Origin of the sequence: Methylobacterium sp. XJLW, from assembly GCF_003254375.1 — a bacterium.
Classification (GTDB): Bacteria; Pseudomonadota; Alphaproteobacteria; order Rhizobiales; family Beijerinckiaceae; genus Methylobacterium; species Methylobacterium fujisawaense.
On record NZ_CP016429.1, the window covers coordinates 6,302,396 to 6,316,798 of the forward strand.

The following is a 14,403-nucleotide window of genomic DNA, read 5'->3' on the forward strand; positions in this document are numbered from 1 at the left end:
TCCGCACGGCGTGGCGACGGATCGGATGACGCCCCTACTGCGCCAGTCCGAGTTTCTGGCGCATCTCCGACGCGGTCACGTCGTGACCGAAGCCCTGGGAGCCCATGGCGAACTTGTCGGCTTCCTTGAGCGGACCGACCACCACCGGATCGAAGCCGGCGTCGCGGACGAGGCCCTCGGCGACCTTCAGAGCCTCCGGGTCATCCCCGGCGATCGGGATCGCCATCCGTCCGCCTGCGCGACCCTTGCCGCCATCGGCGCCTTCCTTGGCGAAGACCTTGTAGTTGGCCGCATTGAAGGCGCGCACGAGTTTGGCGCCGGGAAAGTACTTGGCCGAGGTGGCGCCGATCCCGCTGGCCTGGACCTCGTCGTAGAGCGCGCCGTCGCGCTTCTGCGTGGCGTTGCCGGCGTCGAGGACGACCTTGCCGTTGAGAGCCGGGCCGATCTCCTTCGCGAGATCCGGATAGGCCTTGTAGGGGACGGCGATGAACACGGCATCGCCGAACTTGATCGCCTCCTCGGGCGTGCCGGCCTTGGCGTTCGGTCCCAGCTCCGAGACCATCGCCGCCAGCTGCTCCGGGTGGCGGGAGGCGAACATCACCTCGTGGCCGTCCTTGACCCAGAGCGTCCCGATCGTACCGCCGATATTTCCGGCCCCGATGACGCCGATCCGGATCTTTTTCGGGCCGTCCTGGGCCAGCGCGGGCATGGCCGCGGCGACGGCGAGTCCGGCCGCGAGGGCGAGCGCCGCGCGGCGCGAGGTGAGATCAGACCGCATCGATGAACATCTCCATCTGCTTGCGCTGCGCCGCATCCGGGAGCTTGCCCCGCGCGGCGCCGAGGTTGTCCTCGACATAGGCGGCCTTCGCCATGCCGGGGATCGGGCAGGTCACGGCCGGATTGCCGAGCACGTATTTCAGGAAGACCTGCGGCCAGCTCGCGCAGCCGAGGTCCTTGGCGAAAGCCGGCAGTTCCTTGCCCTGGACCGCCTTGAACAGGCGGTCGCGGCCGAACGGCACGTTGGTCATCACCGCCACGCCGCGGTCCGCGGCGAGCGGGATCACGCGCTCGGCGGCGGCACGGTTGTCGATGGCGTAGTTCACCTGGATGAAGTCGAGCGTCTCGCGCTTCATGACGGCTTCGAGCGCGTCGAGCTGGTTGTCGCGCCAGACCGTGACGCCGACATAGCGGATGCGTTTGCGATCCTTCAGATCCCGCAGAATCGCCAGATTCTCGGTCACGTCGATCAGATTGTGGACCGCCACGAGATCGAGTGTATCGACCTTCATCCGCTTGAGCGACCGCTCGAACTCCGCCAGCGTCGCATCGCGGCCGGTCGTGTCGACCTTGCTGGCGAGGAAGATTTTCTGGCGCAGGCCGGGCTCCGCCAGGATCAATCCGAGGACGTCCTCGGCGGTCCCGTAGCTCGGGGCCGTGTCGATCACCGAGCCGCCGAGGGCGACGAAGGTCTTCACCGCCTCCTTCAGCGGCGCCACCGCGTCGGGCGTCGGCTCGACCTCGTAGCGTCGGGACGTGCCGATCCCGATGGCCGGAAGCATCTCGCCGGTGGAGGGGATCGGGCGGCGGATCAGCGGCTCCGCCGCGGTGGCGAATCGCCCTGCGAGCGGGGCGAGGGCCGCTGCGGCGATGACGGCGCGACGGGATACGGGCATGGCCGGCCTCGGACGAAATCACGACCCATCGGAAGATAGGGCGGCTTCGGCCTGTGTGCATTCATAATTCTCACGCTTGCGTGAGCACGACGCAACGGCCGGCCCCGGGCAGAAGGCTAATCCTCCTCGGGCGGATCCTCGAACTCCGCACCCTCGGTGTCGGGGGCTATGCGGAACCGATATTCGTCGATCGTCAGAAACGCCCGGTGGGCCGCCTGCGGGTCGATCCCGTCGCGGACCACGAGGGTCTGGAAGTCGATGAAGAGGCGGGCGATGCGCGCCTCTTCCGACAGGGCGGCTAGGGCGGACGAGCTGGCGCCGGCGCGCATCATGTAGCGCTTCGCCTCGCCCGCCGTGTCGGGTGCGGGCAGGACGACGACCTGCCCGGCGGTTTCCGGCTTCAGCTCTGCCCAACGCAGGGGCGTCCAGGCGATGATGGCGTCGATCTGCTTCATCGAAAGCTCCGGCAGGAGGATGGGATCCGCCTACCGGGCGCGATCGGGAACGTCGAGGCTCTCGCCGTTCCGGATCAGGGCGCGCGCTCCAGCTGGCCGCGGATCTCACCCTTCGGGTTCGCGGCGGTGTGAAGGTTGAAGTAGATGCGGCCCGCAGCGAGATCGGCGGCCTTCGCGTCGTCGAGGATCGCCTCGCCGGAGAAGGGACTGCTCGCTGCCGTCACCGGAACCAGCACGCCGGCATTCTCACCGGCCTTGGCCGGACCATGGAAATGGGCGGCCGTGACCGGGCCGGTCAGACCGCTGTATCGTCCCGACCAGCTGAGGCGCTTGGCGGCAGGATCGAAGGTCGCGGTGATCTCGCCCGTGCCGGCGCCTGTGGTCGCCGGGACCTCGCTGCTGCCGGTGAGGGCCGCGCGATAGGTGGCGTCGTTGCCCGCCGCGATGGCCGGGCCGGCGAGGAGCGGCACGCCCAGCACGAGAAGGGCGGCGAGGCTGGTGTTCCAACGATGGTTCGTGCGCGCTGTCATCGAACGCTCCGCGATGTGACGGGCCTTCAGGCGGCCCGTGTGTCAACCTAGCGGGCTTAGACGGACCGCACATGGCCGCCGCATCGGCGACGGTCGACTTCCGGTGACAGCCGGGCTGTCCCGTCCGCGATCGGCGGGACATGGATCGAGCCCGATCCGGACGCGCGCTTTGCGCACCCAAAACCGTTGACAGCGAGCGCCCGCTCTTCCTATACCGCGGCCACTGCACGCATCGTCCTCGCGGACGGTCGTGCCGCGTGGCGGGGTAGCTCAGCTGGTTAGAGCAGAGGAATCATAATCCTTGTGTCGGGGGTTCAAATCCCTCCCTCGCTACCACTGATTTTATTGAGCTTTTCGGCGCCACGGACGATCCGACCTGTAAACTCGTATCGGATTGGTACCGATGTCGCCTGTGTGCATAGACCGCTTCAGGTCCATTGCTCTAAAATGGCGCTTTCGTTCTTTCAGCTCAAGCGATCAACGACCGGCAACCGCGCCGATGGTGGTGGCACGTCGGCCACCGGTCCTGCGCCAGCAAGGGAGTCGCATCGGCATCTTTTTGTAGTTGCATCTTCCAAGCTGGAAGGAGGGTTCGACTTCCTCCGTCTCCGCCAGCATGACTCGACATCATCTAAGTCGCTGCGGTTGCTGGATTTTGCGAAAGTTAGATTCGCGGTTTGATCCTGATTTGTCCCCCCACGGCGGCACCGGCTCCAGCTTCTGAAGGTACACCGGTCTCGCACCGCCAAGCGCCGAGACACAACTGATTCGCTCGAAATAAAGGAACAGTGGTTCCTTTAAACCGGCCTGAGCCAGGCGGCCGGAAGGAACCGTGCGGCGTGACCGGCAACGGCGACGATCTGCGCCGTCGCACCTGGAAGGTGTCGCCATCGACGACGGGTCCTGTAGGCGGCATCCTCCTCCCATCCAAAGGACGGAGGGGAGAGGCATCCGATCGCAAGTCGGCGGACGTCCTATCGTCGCCTCCCACCGCCTCTCCGGAAGCGTGCTCCCGCGTGGCTTGCATCAGAGCTCGCCGAGTCGGGGGCAGCGGCTCATCATCGGCACCTGCGGAGGACGACGGAAATCGGGTGACGGGCACCTCGAGGGAGATGACCTTCCCTCTCTCTTGCGGAACTGTTCCTCAAGGTACGAAATGGACATCGCCTCGAAGCAAGCCGCGCATGCGGCGCCTGGCCAGTATAATGGCTTCGCGCTTCAGCCGGTGCGCTTCTGCCATCACCTTCTGACGGCTCCGCCGGGAGCGCTCGTCCCGCTCGAGCACCGGGACGATGTCGCCGTTCACTACCCGGACGGCTCCGTACTGCTTGAGCAATGCAAGAGCGGGCCCAGGCAGAATCCGGTGCCCGACAGGACGGCCGATCTCTGGAAGACCTTCGCATTGGCTTGTAGGGTGCCGGCGCGGCAGCATCGACGTCTTGAAGGCGCGGTTCAGCCTCTACGTGGTGCCGACGCGGACAGGAAAGTTGGTCCAGGCGCTTCACGAAGCCCGCAGCGAAGACGAGGTGGCTTCGGTCGACGCGAAGGTCGGAAGACTGGTCTAGAATACCGCGACATCCGCCGCGTGCGCATCGCATCTGAAAAGATATCTAGCCGCGGACAAGGACCTTCGAGCATGCGTGATTGCTCGGTTCCGTCTGGAGAACGGCGACCACTCTCCCGTTTCGCCTTTGCTGAAACTCATCGAGGTGACGGTTCCGCCGGAACTCGCGTTGGCCATAGCCAAAAGCGCCATCGGCATCGCGAAGGAATGGGCCGACGAATTGATCCGCGAAGGCAGGCCGGCGATCATCGAAGGAGATGCCTAAAAGCGGCAGTTCCGTTCCTTCGTCCGAAGGCTCAACCTGCCGGAGCTTCTGATCTCCCTGGCTCCCAAGCCCGTGCCGGGCGACATAGAAGCCCTGTTAGCCGTGCGACCTACGTTCGTCCGCTAGCTCGAGACCATCGAGGCGGGGCTGGACGAAACGTCCTGTGCGGTGAGCGACTACCTGCGAACGTCGGCGGACAAGACGATGTGGGCGGAGCAAGGCCTCCTCTATGTCCTGGAGCAGGCCAGGCACGAGCGCCGCCCCTCCGCTGGTAGTGGCCTCGTCTGCCACTCCGACCGCAGCTCGCACTACGTCAGCATCCGCTACACTGAGCGCCTTACTGAGGCCGGCGACCGAGATGGGCGTGAAGCCGAACGTCCGGTTCTGCGCGCGATGGCGATTTGGCATGACGTAGTCTGGCCGATATCGGCTGGTCCGCTCCGGAGGAGACACGCCGCGAAAGCAGACCCGATCTATCCGGCCGTAAGCCGGATCCCGAACGCCGCCCCCGTCGTGGCTGGCCGGTTCACGGGGCCGGGTTCGCCCCGGGCCCGGCGCAAGTGAAGCATGGGCCGCCGCATAGGCCGCTACGACTCGCAGGCCGCCGGACCCGCCCAGCTGCCCGCGCTAGCCCCTCTCCACCATGACGACGATGTACACGCAGGGGACAGACCCCTCGTTACACAGACGGTAAGACGACTCGATCATGAAGGAGAGGGTGTCCCCGGATGAGATTTTGTACTCTCGGTCATCTATCAGGGCGGTCAATTCGCCTTCCTGCATCAGGATATGTTTCTCGACCGCGGTCGGATAGACGGGCAGAAGCCCGGATGATTGGCCGGGCGGAATGCAGTGCTTGACGATCTCGGCGCCCCCACCCTCGCGCAGGGGCGACAGCACCGTCCGCTCGAAGCCGCTCTGCGGATCGCGGAACGTGACTTGGTCCGCGCTCCGGTTCGACGCGACCCCGGTCGCCGCCGGCTCGACGCCGAGCAGGGCCGACATCGAAACGTTCAACCCTCGCGCGATGCGCACGATGATCGGCAGGGTCGGCGACTTTTCGCTCCGCTCGATCGCGGAGAGGAAGGCCCGGCTCACCTGAGAGCGCCCGGACAACTCGTTGAGCGTCAAGCCTCGCTTCTTGCGCAGGTCACGGACGCGCCCGCCGAGATTTTTCGAGACCGTTTCGCCCAGTCGCCCCTGCGACTCAGCGTCCCTGTCGTGCTTGCTGCTCTCGTCGCCGAGCGGTGATGGACCGATGTCGGCCGTCAAAGCACGATCACGATCGGGCGAGGTCTTCATCGAAGGCGAGCCACATCCCAGGATCCCGGCAGTACGGGCCGCCATACAGGGCTTTACACCGGCGATCCAAGCGTCGTCGAAAAGATGAGCCCGCGGGCCGTTCCATCATCCCCTATCAATCCAGTGAATTCTTCTATAGAAGAAAAATGTGATCGCGAATCACCAATTCCGGCCGTGAATGCGCGGGCGGGGTGAACAAGGCCGAGACGGCCGATCGGGGAGGAAGCGCCTAGAATGCCCCCTGGATCCGTAGATCCGGGGCCGTGCGGTGCTGGCGCGAGACTCTTCGCCCGAACGTCGTCCGAAGCCTGGCCTCACCCAGACCGACTCCGCCCCGGAGTTTGAGCACTCGACCACCGAACCTCCTTGTTCGGATGTCGAACTTCAGAACAGGACGGGCGGCCTCACAGTGCTGTCCTCAGCGTCCGGGGGGATGTGAGATGGCGACAGCCGCTGTGTTGGGTCGTGCCGCGAGCATGACGGCCAAGGAGAAGCGCGTCATCGTGGCCGCATCACTCGGCACGGTGTTCGAGTTCTACGATTTCTTCCTGATCGGGTTGCTGGCCTCTGAGATCGCCAAAGCCTTCTTCTCCGGGGTGAACCCGACGGCGGGCTTCATCTTCACACTTCTGGGATTCGCCGCGGGCTTCCTGCTGCGTCCGTTCGGCGCCGTCGTGTTCGGCCGCCTCGGCGACCTCGTCGGCCGGAAATACACCTTCCTCGTCACCATCCTGCTGATGGGCCTCTCGACCTTCGTGGTCGGCCTCGTGCCGACCTACGCGACCATCGGCATCACGGCGCCGATCGCCTTCATCACCCTGCGCATGATCCAGGGGCTGGCCCTCGGCGGCGAGTTCGGCGGCGCCATCATCTACGTGGCCGAGCACGCTCCGGCCGACCGTCGTGCGGCCTGGAACGGCTACGTGGTCCTGACCGCGGCGCTCGGCTTCCTGCTGGCCGTCGGGGTGATCATCCCGCTCCGCCTCAGCCTCGGGGCAGGTCCGTTCACGGATTGGGGCTGGCGCATCCCATTCCTGGTCTCGGTGATCCTGCTGGCCATCTCGGTCTGGATCCGGCTGATGCTCGACGAGAGCCCGGAGTTCCGGCGCATGAAGGCGGAGGGCAAGGGCTCGAAGGCCCCCGTGGCCGAGGCCTTCGGCCAGTGGCGCAACCTGCGCCTGATCCTCATCGCGGCCCTGTGCATCGTCCCCGGCCAGGCGGTAGTCTGGTACACGGGCCAGTTCTACTCGTTCTTCTTCCTGACCAAGGTCCTCAAGGTCGAGGGGCTGACCGCCAACCTGCTCCTGATCATCGCCACCGCGCTCTCGGCGCCGCTCTACGTGGTGTTCGGCGCCCTGGCCGACCGCATCGGCCGCAAGCCGGTGTTCCTGATGGGTTTCGTCCTGGCGGCGGTGCTGACCCTGCCGATCTTCCACGCCCTCGCCACCTACGCGAACCCGGCGCTGGCGCGAGCGCAGGAGAATGCGCCGATCACCGTGGTGGCCGATCCCGCCGAGTGCGCGGTGCAGTTCAACCCGGTCGGGACCGCCACGTTCACGTCGTCCTGCGACGTGGTGACGGACGCGGTCGCCAAGCTCGGCCTCAGCTACGACCGGCGCAGCGGCACGGGTCCGGCGACGGTGCAGGTCGGCTCCGCGCGCGTGGCCGGCTACGCGGGCGACACGCCCGATGCGGCTACCCAGAAGGCGCGGTTCGAGCGCGAGCTGAAGGCCGCGCTGGCCGCCGCCGGCTACCCGCTCGGCGACGCGGACCCGAACGCCATCAACAAGCCGATGATCGTGCTGCTGCTGTTCGTCCTCCTGAGCTTCGGCACCATGACCTTCTCGGCCTCCACCACCGCGTTACTGGAGATGTTCCCCTCGCGCATCCGCTACACGGCGATGTCGTTTCCCTACAATCTCAGCTCGGCGTGGTTCGGGGGGTTCCTGCCGGCCACCGCCTTCTCGATCGTGGCGGCCACCGGCAACGTCTATTCCGGCCTCTACTACCCGATCGGCGTCGCCGTCGCCGCGGCGATCCTCAGCCTCCTGTTCGCGCGCGAGACGCGCGGGACGGACATCTCCCGGGCCTGACCCAATCCGCGCCCTGACGCCGGATGCCACAGCGGAGCGTGCCATGAGCCTGACCTACTTCATGCCGACCCGGGTCGTCTGGGGTCCCGGTTCCCTCGACGGCGTCGGGCCGGCGACCCACGGCCTGGGATGTCGCAACGTTCTGGTCGTCACCGATCCGGTGATCGGCAAGCAAGCCTTCTTCGCCCGCGTCCTCGACAGCCTGAGAGCGGCGGGGCTCGAGACCGCGCTGTTCGACGCCTGCGGGATCGACGCGCGGCTCGCGCACATCGACGAACAGGCGGCCCGCTGCCGCGCGGAGCGGATCGACGGCATCGTCTGCGTCGGCGGCGGCTCGGTGATGTGCACCGGCAAGGGCGTGGCGATCGTCGCGGCCAACGGCACCACCCTGCGCGATCACCTGGGCGCCGGGAATTTCGACCGGCCGGCGCTGCCGATGGTCATGGTGCCGACCACGGCGGGGTCGGGGTCGGAGGTTTCGCAGTTCACCATCGTCAAGGACGAGGAACGGCACCTGAAGCTCCTCGCCGGCGGGCCGCTGAGCTTCCCGGCGGTCGCCGTCCTCGATCCCGCGGTGCTGGCGACGCTGCCGCGGAGCGCGGCGGTCCTGCCCGCGGTCGACGCGCTGACGCACGCGATCGAGGCCTACCTGTCGGATCTCGCCTCGCCGCTCACCGACGCGCTGGCGCTGGAATCGGCCCGGTTGCAGGCCGCCTCGATGCGCGCCTCGATCCTCGACGGCGACGAGACCGCGCGGGCCGACAACCTGCTCGCCTCGGCCATGTCCAACATCGCCTGCGGCAACGCCCGGCTCAGCCACGCGCACGCCCTGTCGCTGCCCCTCGAAGGCCATCTCGACCTCGCGCACCCGCTCGGCGTCGGGACGCTCGTGCCCTGGACCATGGCCCACAACGCAGCGGCGGTGCCCGCCAAGGGCCGACGGCTTGCCGAGGCCCTCGGAGCCGACGTCGCCGGCCTCACCGACGCGCAGGCCGTCGAGGCCGGCGTCGCGGCCCTGTTTCGCCTCTACGACGACATCGGCTTCGCCCGCCATCTGTCGCCGGATCACCTGCCGCCGGAGCGCTGCGCCGAGATGGCCCGCCTCGCGGTTCCGGGCCTCTACGCGCCGCAGACGCCGCCGCACATCGACGAGGATACCCACATCGTCGCGCCGGCGGCCCGGCCGATGACCGTCGCGCAGGCGACGCGGATCTACGAGCGCTGCCTCGGCCGCTGAGGCCCAGGGGACGCGCGGGAACCAGACACAGATCAGGAGATCAGGGATGGACGAGTCCTCGACCCCCGGCCAGCCGGGTTCAAGCGCCGCGTCGGAGCGCGGGCCGGAGGCCGGCGTGCGCGACCTGGACATGTATATCGACGGCGACTGGCGTGCCTCGGCCACCGGGCGATGGATTGAGACCAAGGATCCCTACACCAACCGGGTCTGGGCGCGGATCCCCGAGGCCGGCGCCGCGGATGTCGACGCGGCCGTCCGCGCGGCGCACGCCGCGTTCTCCGACGGTCCGTGGGCGCGCATGACCGCCAGCGACCGCGGGCTGCTGCTCCACCGTCTCGGCGACGTGATCGCCGCGAACGCGCAGGAGCTGGCCGATCTGGAGGTCCGCGACAACGGCAAGCTCATGGTCGAGATGCTCGGCCAGATGAAGTACCTGCCGCGCTGGTTCCAATACTACGGCGGTCTCGCCGACAAGATTGAGGGCTCGGTGCCGCCGACCGATAAGGTCGGCATGTTCAACTACGTCGTACACGAGCCGATCGGCGTGGTCGGAGCGATCACGCCGTGGAACTCGCCACTCCTGCTGACGGTGTGGAAGCTCGCACCCGCGCTCGCGGCGGGCAACACCGTGGTGGTCAAGCCCTCCGAGTTCGCCTCGGCCTCCATGCTCGGGCTGGCGCGGCTGTTCGCGGAAGCGGGCTTCCCGAAGGGTGTCGTCAACGTGGTGACCGGCTACGGGGCCGAGGCCGGCCGCGCGCTGGTCGAGCACCCGCTCGTGGAGCGCATCGCCTTCACGGGCTCCGACCTCGGCGGTGCCAAGATCTCGGAGGCCGCGGGCCGCCAGTTCAAGCGCGTGTCGCTGGAACTTGGGGGCAAGTCCCCGCACATCGTATTCGCGGACGCCGACATCGACGCGGCGGTCAAGGGCGTCATCTCCGGCATCTTCGCCGCCGCCGGCCAGACCTGCATGGCGGGTTCGCGGCTGCTGCTGCACGCCTCGATCCACGACGCCTTCGTCGAGAAGCTCGTGGCGCGCATGCGGGAGGCCCGGCTCGGCGATCCCCGCGCGGCCGATACCGATGTCGGCCCGATCGCCACCGAGCCGCAGCTCGCGAAGGTTCTGGACTACATCGAGATCGCCAAGGCCGAGGGCGCCCGCTGCGTGCTCGGCGGCAAGCGGGCGAGCGATCCCCGGCTCGGCGAGGGCTGGTTCGTCGAGCCGACGATCTTCACGGGCGTGACCAACCAGATGCGGATCGCCCGCGAGGAGGTGTTCGGCCCGTTGCTATCGATCATGACGTTCGAGACCGACGATGAAGCCGTGGCGATCGCCAACGACACGCCCTACGGCCTCGCCGCCGGGTTCTGGACGACGGATCTCGGACGGGCCCTGAACCTGCCCAGGCGCCTGCGTGCGGGCACCGTATGGGTGAACGCCTACCGTGTGGTCAGCTACCTCGCGCCCTTCGGCGGGTTCAAGAACTCCGGCATCGGTCGGGAGAACGGGCTCGCGGCGATCCACGAGTACCTTGAGACAAAGAGCGTCTTTATCAATCCAAAATCGTCCATCACGAACCCGTTCACTCTGCAATAATGTAACCATAGGTACAGCGCGCCGGTCCAAGCTGGACAATACTGCAAGACCTGGCGCCTGGACGCGACGACAAGACGGGAGCCCGGGCCAGGGCCCGGCAGCCCGCGACACGGATCACGAGGGAGGCCCCCGATGGCGTTGAACCTGACGCAGAAGCTCGTCCAGTCCCACCTCGCCGAGGGCGACCTCACCCCGGGCGGCGAGATCGCTCTCAGGATCGACCAAACCCTCCTGCAGGACGTGCTCGGCGGCCTCGTCATGCTTGAGCTGGAGGCGATGGGCGTCGAGCGCGTCAAGGTCGGTCTCGCGGCGCAATACATCGACCACAACCTTGTCCAGAACGACCAGCTCAACGCGGATGAGCACATGTTCCTGCGCTCGGCCTGCCGCCGATTCGGGGTCTGGTACTCGCGGCCGGGCAACGGCATCAGCCATCCGGTCCACATGCAGAGCTTCGGCAAGCCCGGCCAGACGCTGGTCGGCTCCGACAGCCACACCCCCGCGGCCGGCTCGCTCGGCATGCTGGCTTTCGGGGCGGGCGGCGTCGAGGTGGCGCTCGCCATGGCGGGCGAGCCGCTGCAGCTGCGCATGCCCCGGGTCTGGGGCGTGAAGCTGACCGGGTCGCTGCCCGACTGGGTGAGCGCCAAGGACGTGATCCTGACGCTGCTCGGCCGCCACGGGGTCGAGGGCGGGTTCGGCCGGATCATCGAGTATTACGGGCCGGGCCTGGAGGGCCTGACCGCCATGGACCGGCACGTCATCGCCAACATGGGCGCCGAGATGGGCGCCACCACGAGCGTGTTCCCCTCCGATGCGTCGACGAAGGCCTTCCTCGACGGTGTCGGGCGCGGCGGCGACTGGACGCCGCTCGCGGCCGACGCGGGCTGCGCTTACGACGACCACGAGGAGGTCGACCTGTCCTCCCTCGTACCGATGATCGCCAAGCCGTCGAGCCCCGGCAACGTCGTGCCCGTCTCGGAGGTCGCCGGCACCGAGATCTACCAGGCTTACATCGGCTCCTCGGCCAATCCGGGCTTCCGCGACTTCGCCGTGGCGGCCGCCATCGTGAGGGGCCGCACCGCCCACGATCGGGTGTCCTTCGACATCAACCCCTCGACCCGGGTCGTGCTGGAGTCCCTGATCCGGGACGGCCAGCTCTCCGACCTTATCCACGCCGGCGCTCGGGTCCATCAGGCCGGCTGCAACGGCTGCATCGGCATGGGCCAGGCCCCCGCCTCAGGGCGCAACTCCCTGCGGACGGTGCCGCGCAACTTCCCCGGCCGCTCCGGCACCCGGGAGGACAGCGTGTTCCTGTGCTCCCCGGAGACGGCTGCGGCCTCGGCGCTCACCGGCATCATCACCGATCCGCGCACCCTCGACATGCCCTACCCGCGGATCGTGCCGCCCGCGATGGTGCCGGCCAACACCACGATGCTGGTGGCGCCCTTGGCCGAGGCGGAGGCCCGGGCGGTGCGGCTGGAGAAATCCGAAAACATCACGACGCTGCCCGACCTCGGCAAGCTCGGGCCCGACATCCGCGTGCCGGTGATGCTGAAGACCGGCGACGACATCTCCACCGACGACATCATGCCGGCGGGCACCCGGGTGATGCCCTATTGGTCGAACATCCCGAAGACGAGCGAGTTCACCTTCGAGCCGATCGACGACACCTACCCGAAGCGGGCGAAGCAAGGCGGCAAGGAGCGCGCCGGCCACGCCATCGTCGGCGGCCTGAATTACGGCCAGGGCTCGAGCCGCGAGAACGCCGCGCTCGCCCCGCGCTATCTCGGGCTGGAGGTCGTGCTGGCCAAGAGCTTCGCCCGGATCCACTGGCAGAACCTCGTAAATTTCGGCGTCCTGCCGCTGACCTTCCAGGACTTGGCCGACTACGACCGGCTGGAGATGGGCGACACGGTGGAGATCACCGGCGTCGCCGACGCGCTGGCGGCGGGCCGGGAGATCACCGCGACCGTCCGGGGCGGCAAGGCGACGATCCGGCTGCGGCACGACCTGTCGCCGCGCCAGATCGAGATCCTGCTCGCGGGCGGCGTGATCAACTGGCTGCGCGGGCGCATCCAGCCCGAACCCGCCCGCACCGTCGCCTGAGAACTGTTGACCAGGCCGGCGAGCGGCACCTGTGAGGCGCGCGCCGCACACGTTGGCTCCCGGCCCGGGTCGGGTGCCGCCGGCCGGTCGCCCCAGAACCCGAGATCGAACACGTCTATCGGTGACAGGCTTCACCGTCACGAAAAGATGGAGGACTCAGCATGATCGTCACACGCCGCAACCTGCTCGGATCGGCGGCGATCGGCGCCGGCCTGATCACCAGCCCGGCCGTGCTGCGGGCACAGGCGCCGAAGGTGCTGCGCATCTCGCACCAGTTTCCGGGCGGCACTCTGGAGTCCGGTGACGCCCGCGACCGCATCTGCCGCCGCTTCGGCCATGAGCTCGAGAAGCGCACCGGCGGCAGCCTGACGGTACAGGTCTATCCGGGTTCCTCGCTGGTGAAGACGCTCGCGCAGTTCAGCGCGGTGCGCAAAGGGGCCGTCGACCTGAGCCTCGTGCCGCTCTCCTACGCGGGCGGCGAGCTGCCGGAGGCCAACATCGCCCTGATGCCGGCCCTGGTGACGAACTACGATCAGGCCGCCCGGTGGCGCACCGCCCCGGTCGGAGAGCGGCTCGCCAAAACGCTCAACGACAAGGGCGTGATGATCGTGACCTGGGTCTGGCAATCGGGAGCGGTCGCCTCGCGCGTCCACCCGATCCTCGTGCCCTCCGACGTGAAGGGCGTAAAGATCCGCGGCGGCGGCCGCGAGATGGACCTCGTGTTCCAGGCCTCCGGCGCCATCGTCTCCACCATGCCGTCGAGCGAGATGTATATCGGCATGCAGACCGGTGCGCTGGAGGCGGCGGTGAGCGCCTCCACGAGCCTGATCTCGTTCCGTCTCGACGAGCTGACCAAGAACCTCACCGCCGGCCGGGGGCGCTCCTTCTGGTTCATCCTGGAGCCGCTGATCATCTCCAAGGCAACGTTCGAGGCGCTGACGCCGGAGCAGCAGAGGGCTGTTCAGGAGATCGGCCAGGAGCTGGAGGTCTTCTCCTTCGCGGCCGCCAAGGCCGATGACGAGGAGATCACCAAGATCTACGCCGCCCGCGGTGCCAAGATCCACGAACTCACGGCCGATCACATTCAGACATGGCGTGAGGCGGCCCGCGACACGGCCTGGAAGGATTTCGCCGGCAAGAACGCCTCGTGCGCCGAGCTGCTCAGGCTCGCGGAGCAGGTGCAGTGAGGTGCGCCCGGATGCGGCTCCGCCTCCTGCGGAACGCATAAGCGATATCCGACGCTCGCCGAGATGTCTGCCGGGATCTGCGAGCGCGGCATCGACCCCCTGAATGCCGACGCGCGTCGAGACCGAAGGGATGCCTCCGAAGCCCTCCGCGGCGGCCCCCAGCGCGGTCGTCAAGCCGCATGTCCGCTCAAGCCGCAGGTCAGCTTTCGAGATGTCCGCGTTTCGACCCAGAGACCGGTTTGGGCGCAATGCCGAATGTCTGGTCCTGCGTGCGCTGACGATCCGGCGTGACGCAGTCTGGCCGAAAGCTGCCGGTCCGCTTCGGAGAGGGGCCGCCGCAAAACCGGACGGCCTCCTATCGACCCAACTCAGCCACTCGGCGGCTCTCGCCCGTTTC

The 14,403-nt window shown here is 67.8% G+C and carries 12 protein-coding genes, 1 tRNA gene and 1 pseudogene; 8 read left to right on the forward strand and 6 right to left on the reverse strand.

The window, feature by feature from the left end; all coding sequences use genetic code 11:
• Positions 1 to 34 precede the first annotated feature (34 nt).
• From A3862_RS29270 to A3862_RS29285, 4 genes are all read right to left on the reverse strand, one after another.
• Entirely contained in the window at positions 35 to 778 is a 744-nt protein-coding gene (locus tag A3862_RS29270) for an NADPH-dependent F420 reductase (RefSeq protein ID WP_043755549.1), read from the reverse strand.
• Positions 768 to 1,673, reverse strand: a complete 906-nt coding sequence (locus tag A3862_RS29275; protein WP_111474241.1) for an aldo/keto reductase — start codon at positions 1,671 to 1,673, stop codon at positions 768 to 770. The genes A3862_RS29270 and A3862_RS29275 overlap by 11 nt, the downstream gene beginning before the upstream one ends.
• A 116-nt stretch (positions 1,674 to 1,789) precedes the next feature.
• Positions 1,790 to 2,128 carry a hypothetical protein gene (locus A3862_RS29280; protein WP_043348958.1) on the reverse strand — a complete coding sequence of 113 codons (339 nt, stop codon included), beginning with the start codon at positions 2,126 to 2,128 and terminating at the stop codon, positions 1,790 to 1,792.
• 74 nt (positions 2,129 to 2,202) lie between these two features.
• Positions 2,203 to 2,658, reverse strand: a complete 456-nt coding sequence (locus A3862_RS29285; RefSeq protein WP_043383623.1) for a CHRD domain-containing protein — start codon at positions 2,656 to 2,658, stop codon at positions 2,203 to 2,205.
• Positions 2,659 to 2,917: 259 nt separating this feature from the next.
• On the opposite strand from A3862_RS29285, the gene A3862_RS29290 reads away from it, so the two are divergent.
• A tRNA-Met gene (locus A3862_RS29290) sits at positions 2,918 to 2,994 on the forward strand.
• Between the two features lie 808 nt (positions 2,995 to 3,802).
• Here A3862_RS29290 and A3862_RS31735 read toward each other — a convergent pair.
• A complete protein-coding gene (locus A3862_RS31735) occupies positions 3,803 to 3,964 on the reverse strand; it encodes a hypothetical protein (protein ID WP_158498437.1) in 162 nt (53 codons plus the stop codon).
• Between the two features lie 334 nt (positions 3,965 to 4,298).
• Between A3862_RS31735 and A3862_RS31250 the strand changes: the two genes are divergently transcribed.
• Positions 4,299 to 4,487: a hypothetical protein gene (locus A3862_RS31250; protein ID WP_124263038.1), complete on the forward strand. Its 189-nt coding sequence runs from the start codon at positions 4,299 to 4,301 to the stop codon at positions 4,485 to 4,487.
• A 222-nt stretch (positions 4,488 to 4,709) separates the two neighbouring features.
• Positions 4,710 to 4,838, forward strand: a pseudogene (locus tag A3862_RS32255) (IS3 family transposase); the annotation flags it as partial.
• A gap of 276 nt (positions 4,839 to 5,114) precedes the next feature.
• Here the strand turns inward: A3862_RS32255 and A3862_RS29300 are convergent.
• Complete coding sequence (locus A3862_RS29300) at positions 5,115 to 5,789, reverse strand: helix-turn-helix domain-containing protein (protein WP_158498436.1); 675 nt, start codon at positions 5,787 to 5,789, stop codon at positions 5,115 to 5,117.
• A 440-nt stretch (positions 5,790 to 6,229) separates the two neighbouring features.
• On the opposite strand from A3862_RS29300, the gene A3862_RS29305 reads away from it, so the two are divergent.
• From A3862_RS29305 to dctP, 5 genes are all read left to right on the forward strand, one after another.
• A complete protein-coding gene (locus A3862_RS29305) occupies positions 6,230 to 7,882 on the forward strand; it encodes an MFS transporter (protein WP_111474242.1) in 1,653 nt (550 codons plus the stop codon).
• A 43-nt stretch (positions 7,883 to 7,925) separates the two neighbouring features.
• Positions 7,926 to 9,119: an iron-containing alcohol dehydrogenase gene (locus A3862_RS29310; protein ID WP_111474243.1), complete on the forward strand. Its 1,194-nt coding sequence runs from the start codon at positions 7,926 to 7,928 to the stop codon at positions 9,117 to 9,119.
• A gap of 115 nt (positions 9,120 to 9,234) precedes the next feature.
• Positions 9,235 to 10,713, forward strand: a complete 1,479-nt coding sequence (locus A3862_RS29315; RefSeq protein WP_164706441.1) for an aldehyde dehydrogenase — start codon at positions 9,235 to 9,237, stop codon at positions 10,711 to 10,713.
• Between the two features lie 132 nt (positions 10,714 to 10,845).
• Positions 10,846 to 12,819, forward strand: coding sequence for an aconitate hydratase (locus tag A3862_RS29320; RefSeq protein WP_111474245.1), 1,974 nt, complete (start codon positions 10,846 to 10,848; stop codon positions 12,817 to 12,819).
• Positions 12,820 to 12,980: 161 nt separating this feature from the next.
• A complete protein-coding gene (dctP, locus tag A3862_RS29325) occupies positions 12,981 to 14,006 on the forward strand; it encodes a TRAP transporter substrate-binding protein DctP (protein ID WP_111474246.1) in 1,026 nt (341 codons plus the stop codon).
• Positions 14,007 to 14,403 lie beyond the last annotated feature (397 nt).

Coding starts and splice junctions, on each gene's coding strand:
- dctP (WP_111474246.1), top strand. CDS start 12,981: ATGATCGTCACACGCCGCAACCTGCTCGGATCGGCGGCGATCGGCGCC.
- A3862_RS29270 (WP_043755549.1), bottom strand. CDS start 778: ATGCGGTCTGATCTCACCTCGCGCCGCGCGGCGCTCGCCCTCGCGGCC.
- A3862_RS29285 (WP_043383623.1), bottom strand. CDS start 2,658: ATGACAGCGCGCACGAACCATCGTTGGAACACCAGCCTCGCCGCCCTT.
- A3862_RS29305 (WP_111474242.1), top strand. CDS start 6,230: ATGGCGACAGCCGCTGTGTTGGGTCGTGCCGCGAGCATGACGGCCAAG.
- A3862_RS29300 (WP_158498436.1), bottom strand. CDS start 5,789: ATGAAGACCTCGCCCGATCGTGATCGTGCTTTGACGGCCGACATCGGT.
- A3862_RS29320 (WP_111474245.1), top strand. CDS start 10,846: ATGGCGTTGAACCTGACGCAGAAGCTCGTCCAGTCCCACCTCGCCGAG.
- A3862_RS29310 (WP_111474243.1), top strand. CDS start 7,926: ATGAGCCTGACCTACTTCATGCCGACCCGGGTCGTCTGGGGTCCCGGT.
- A3862_RS29275 (WP_111474241.1), bottom strand. CDS start 1,673: ATGCCCGTATCCCGTCGCGCCGTCATCGCCGCAGCGGCCCTCGCCCCG.
- A3862_RS29280 (WP_043348958.1), bottom strand. CDS start 2,128: ATGAAGCAGATCGACGCCATCATCGCCTGGACGCCCCTGCGTTGGGCA.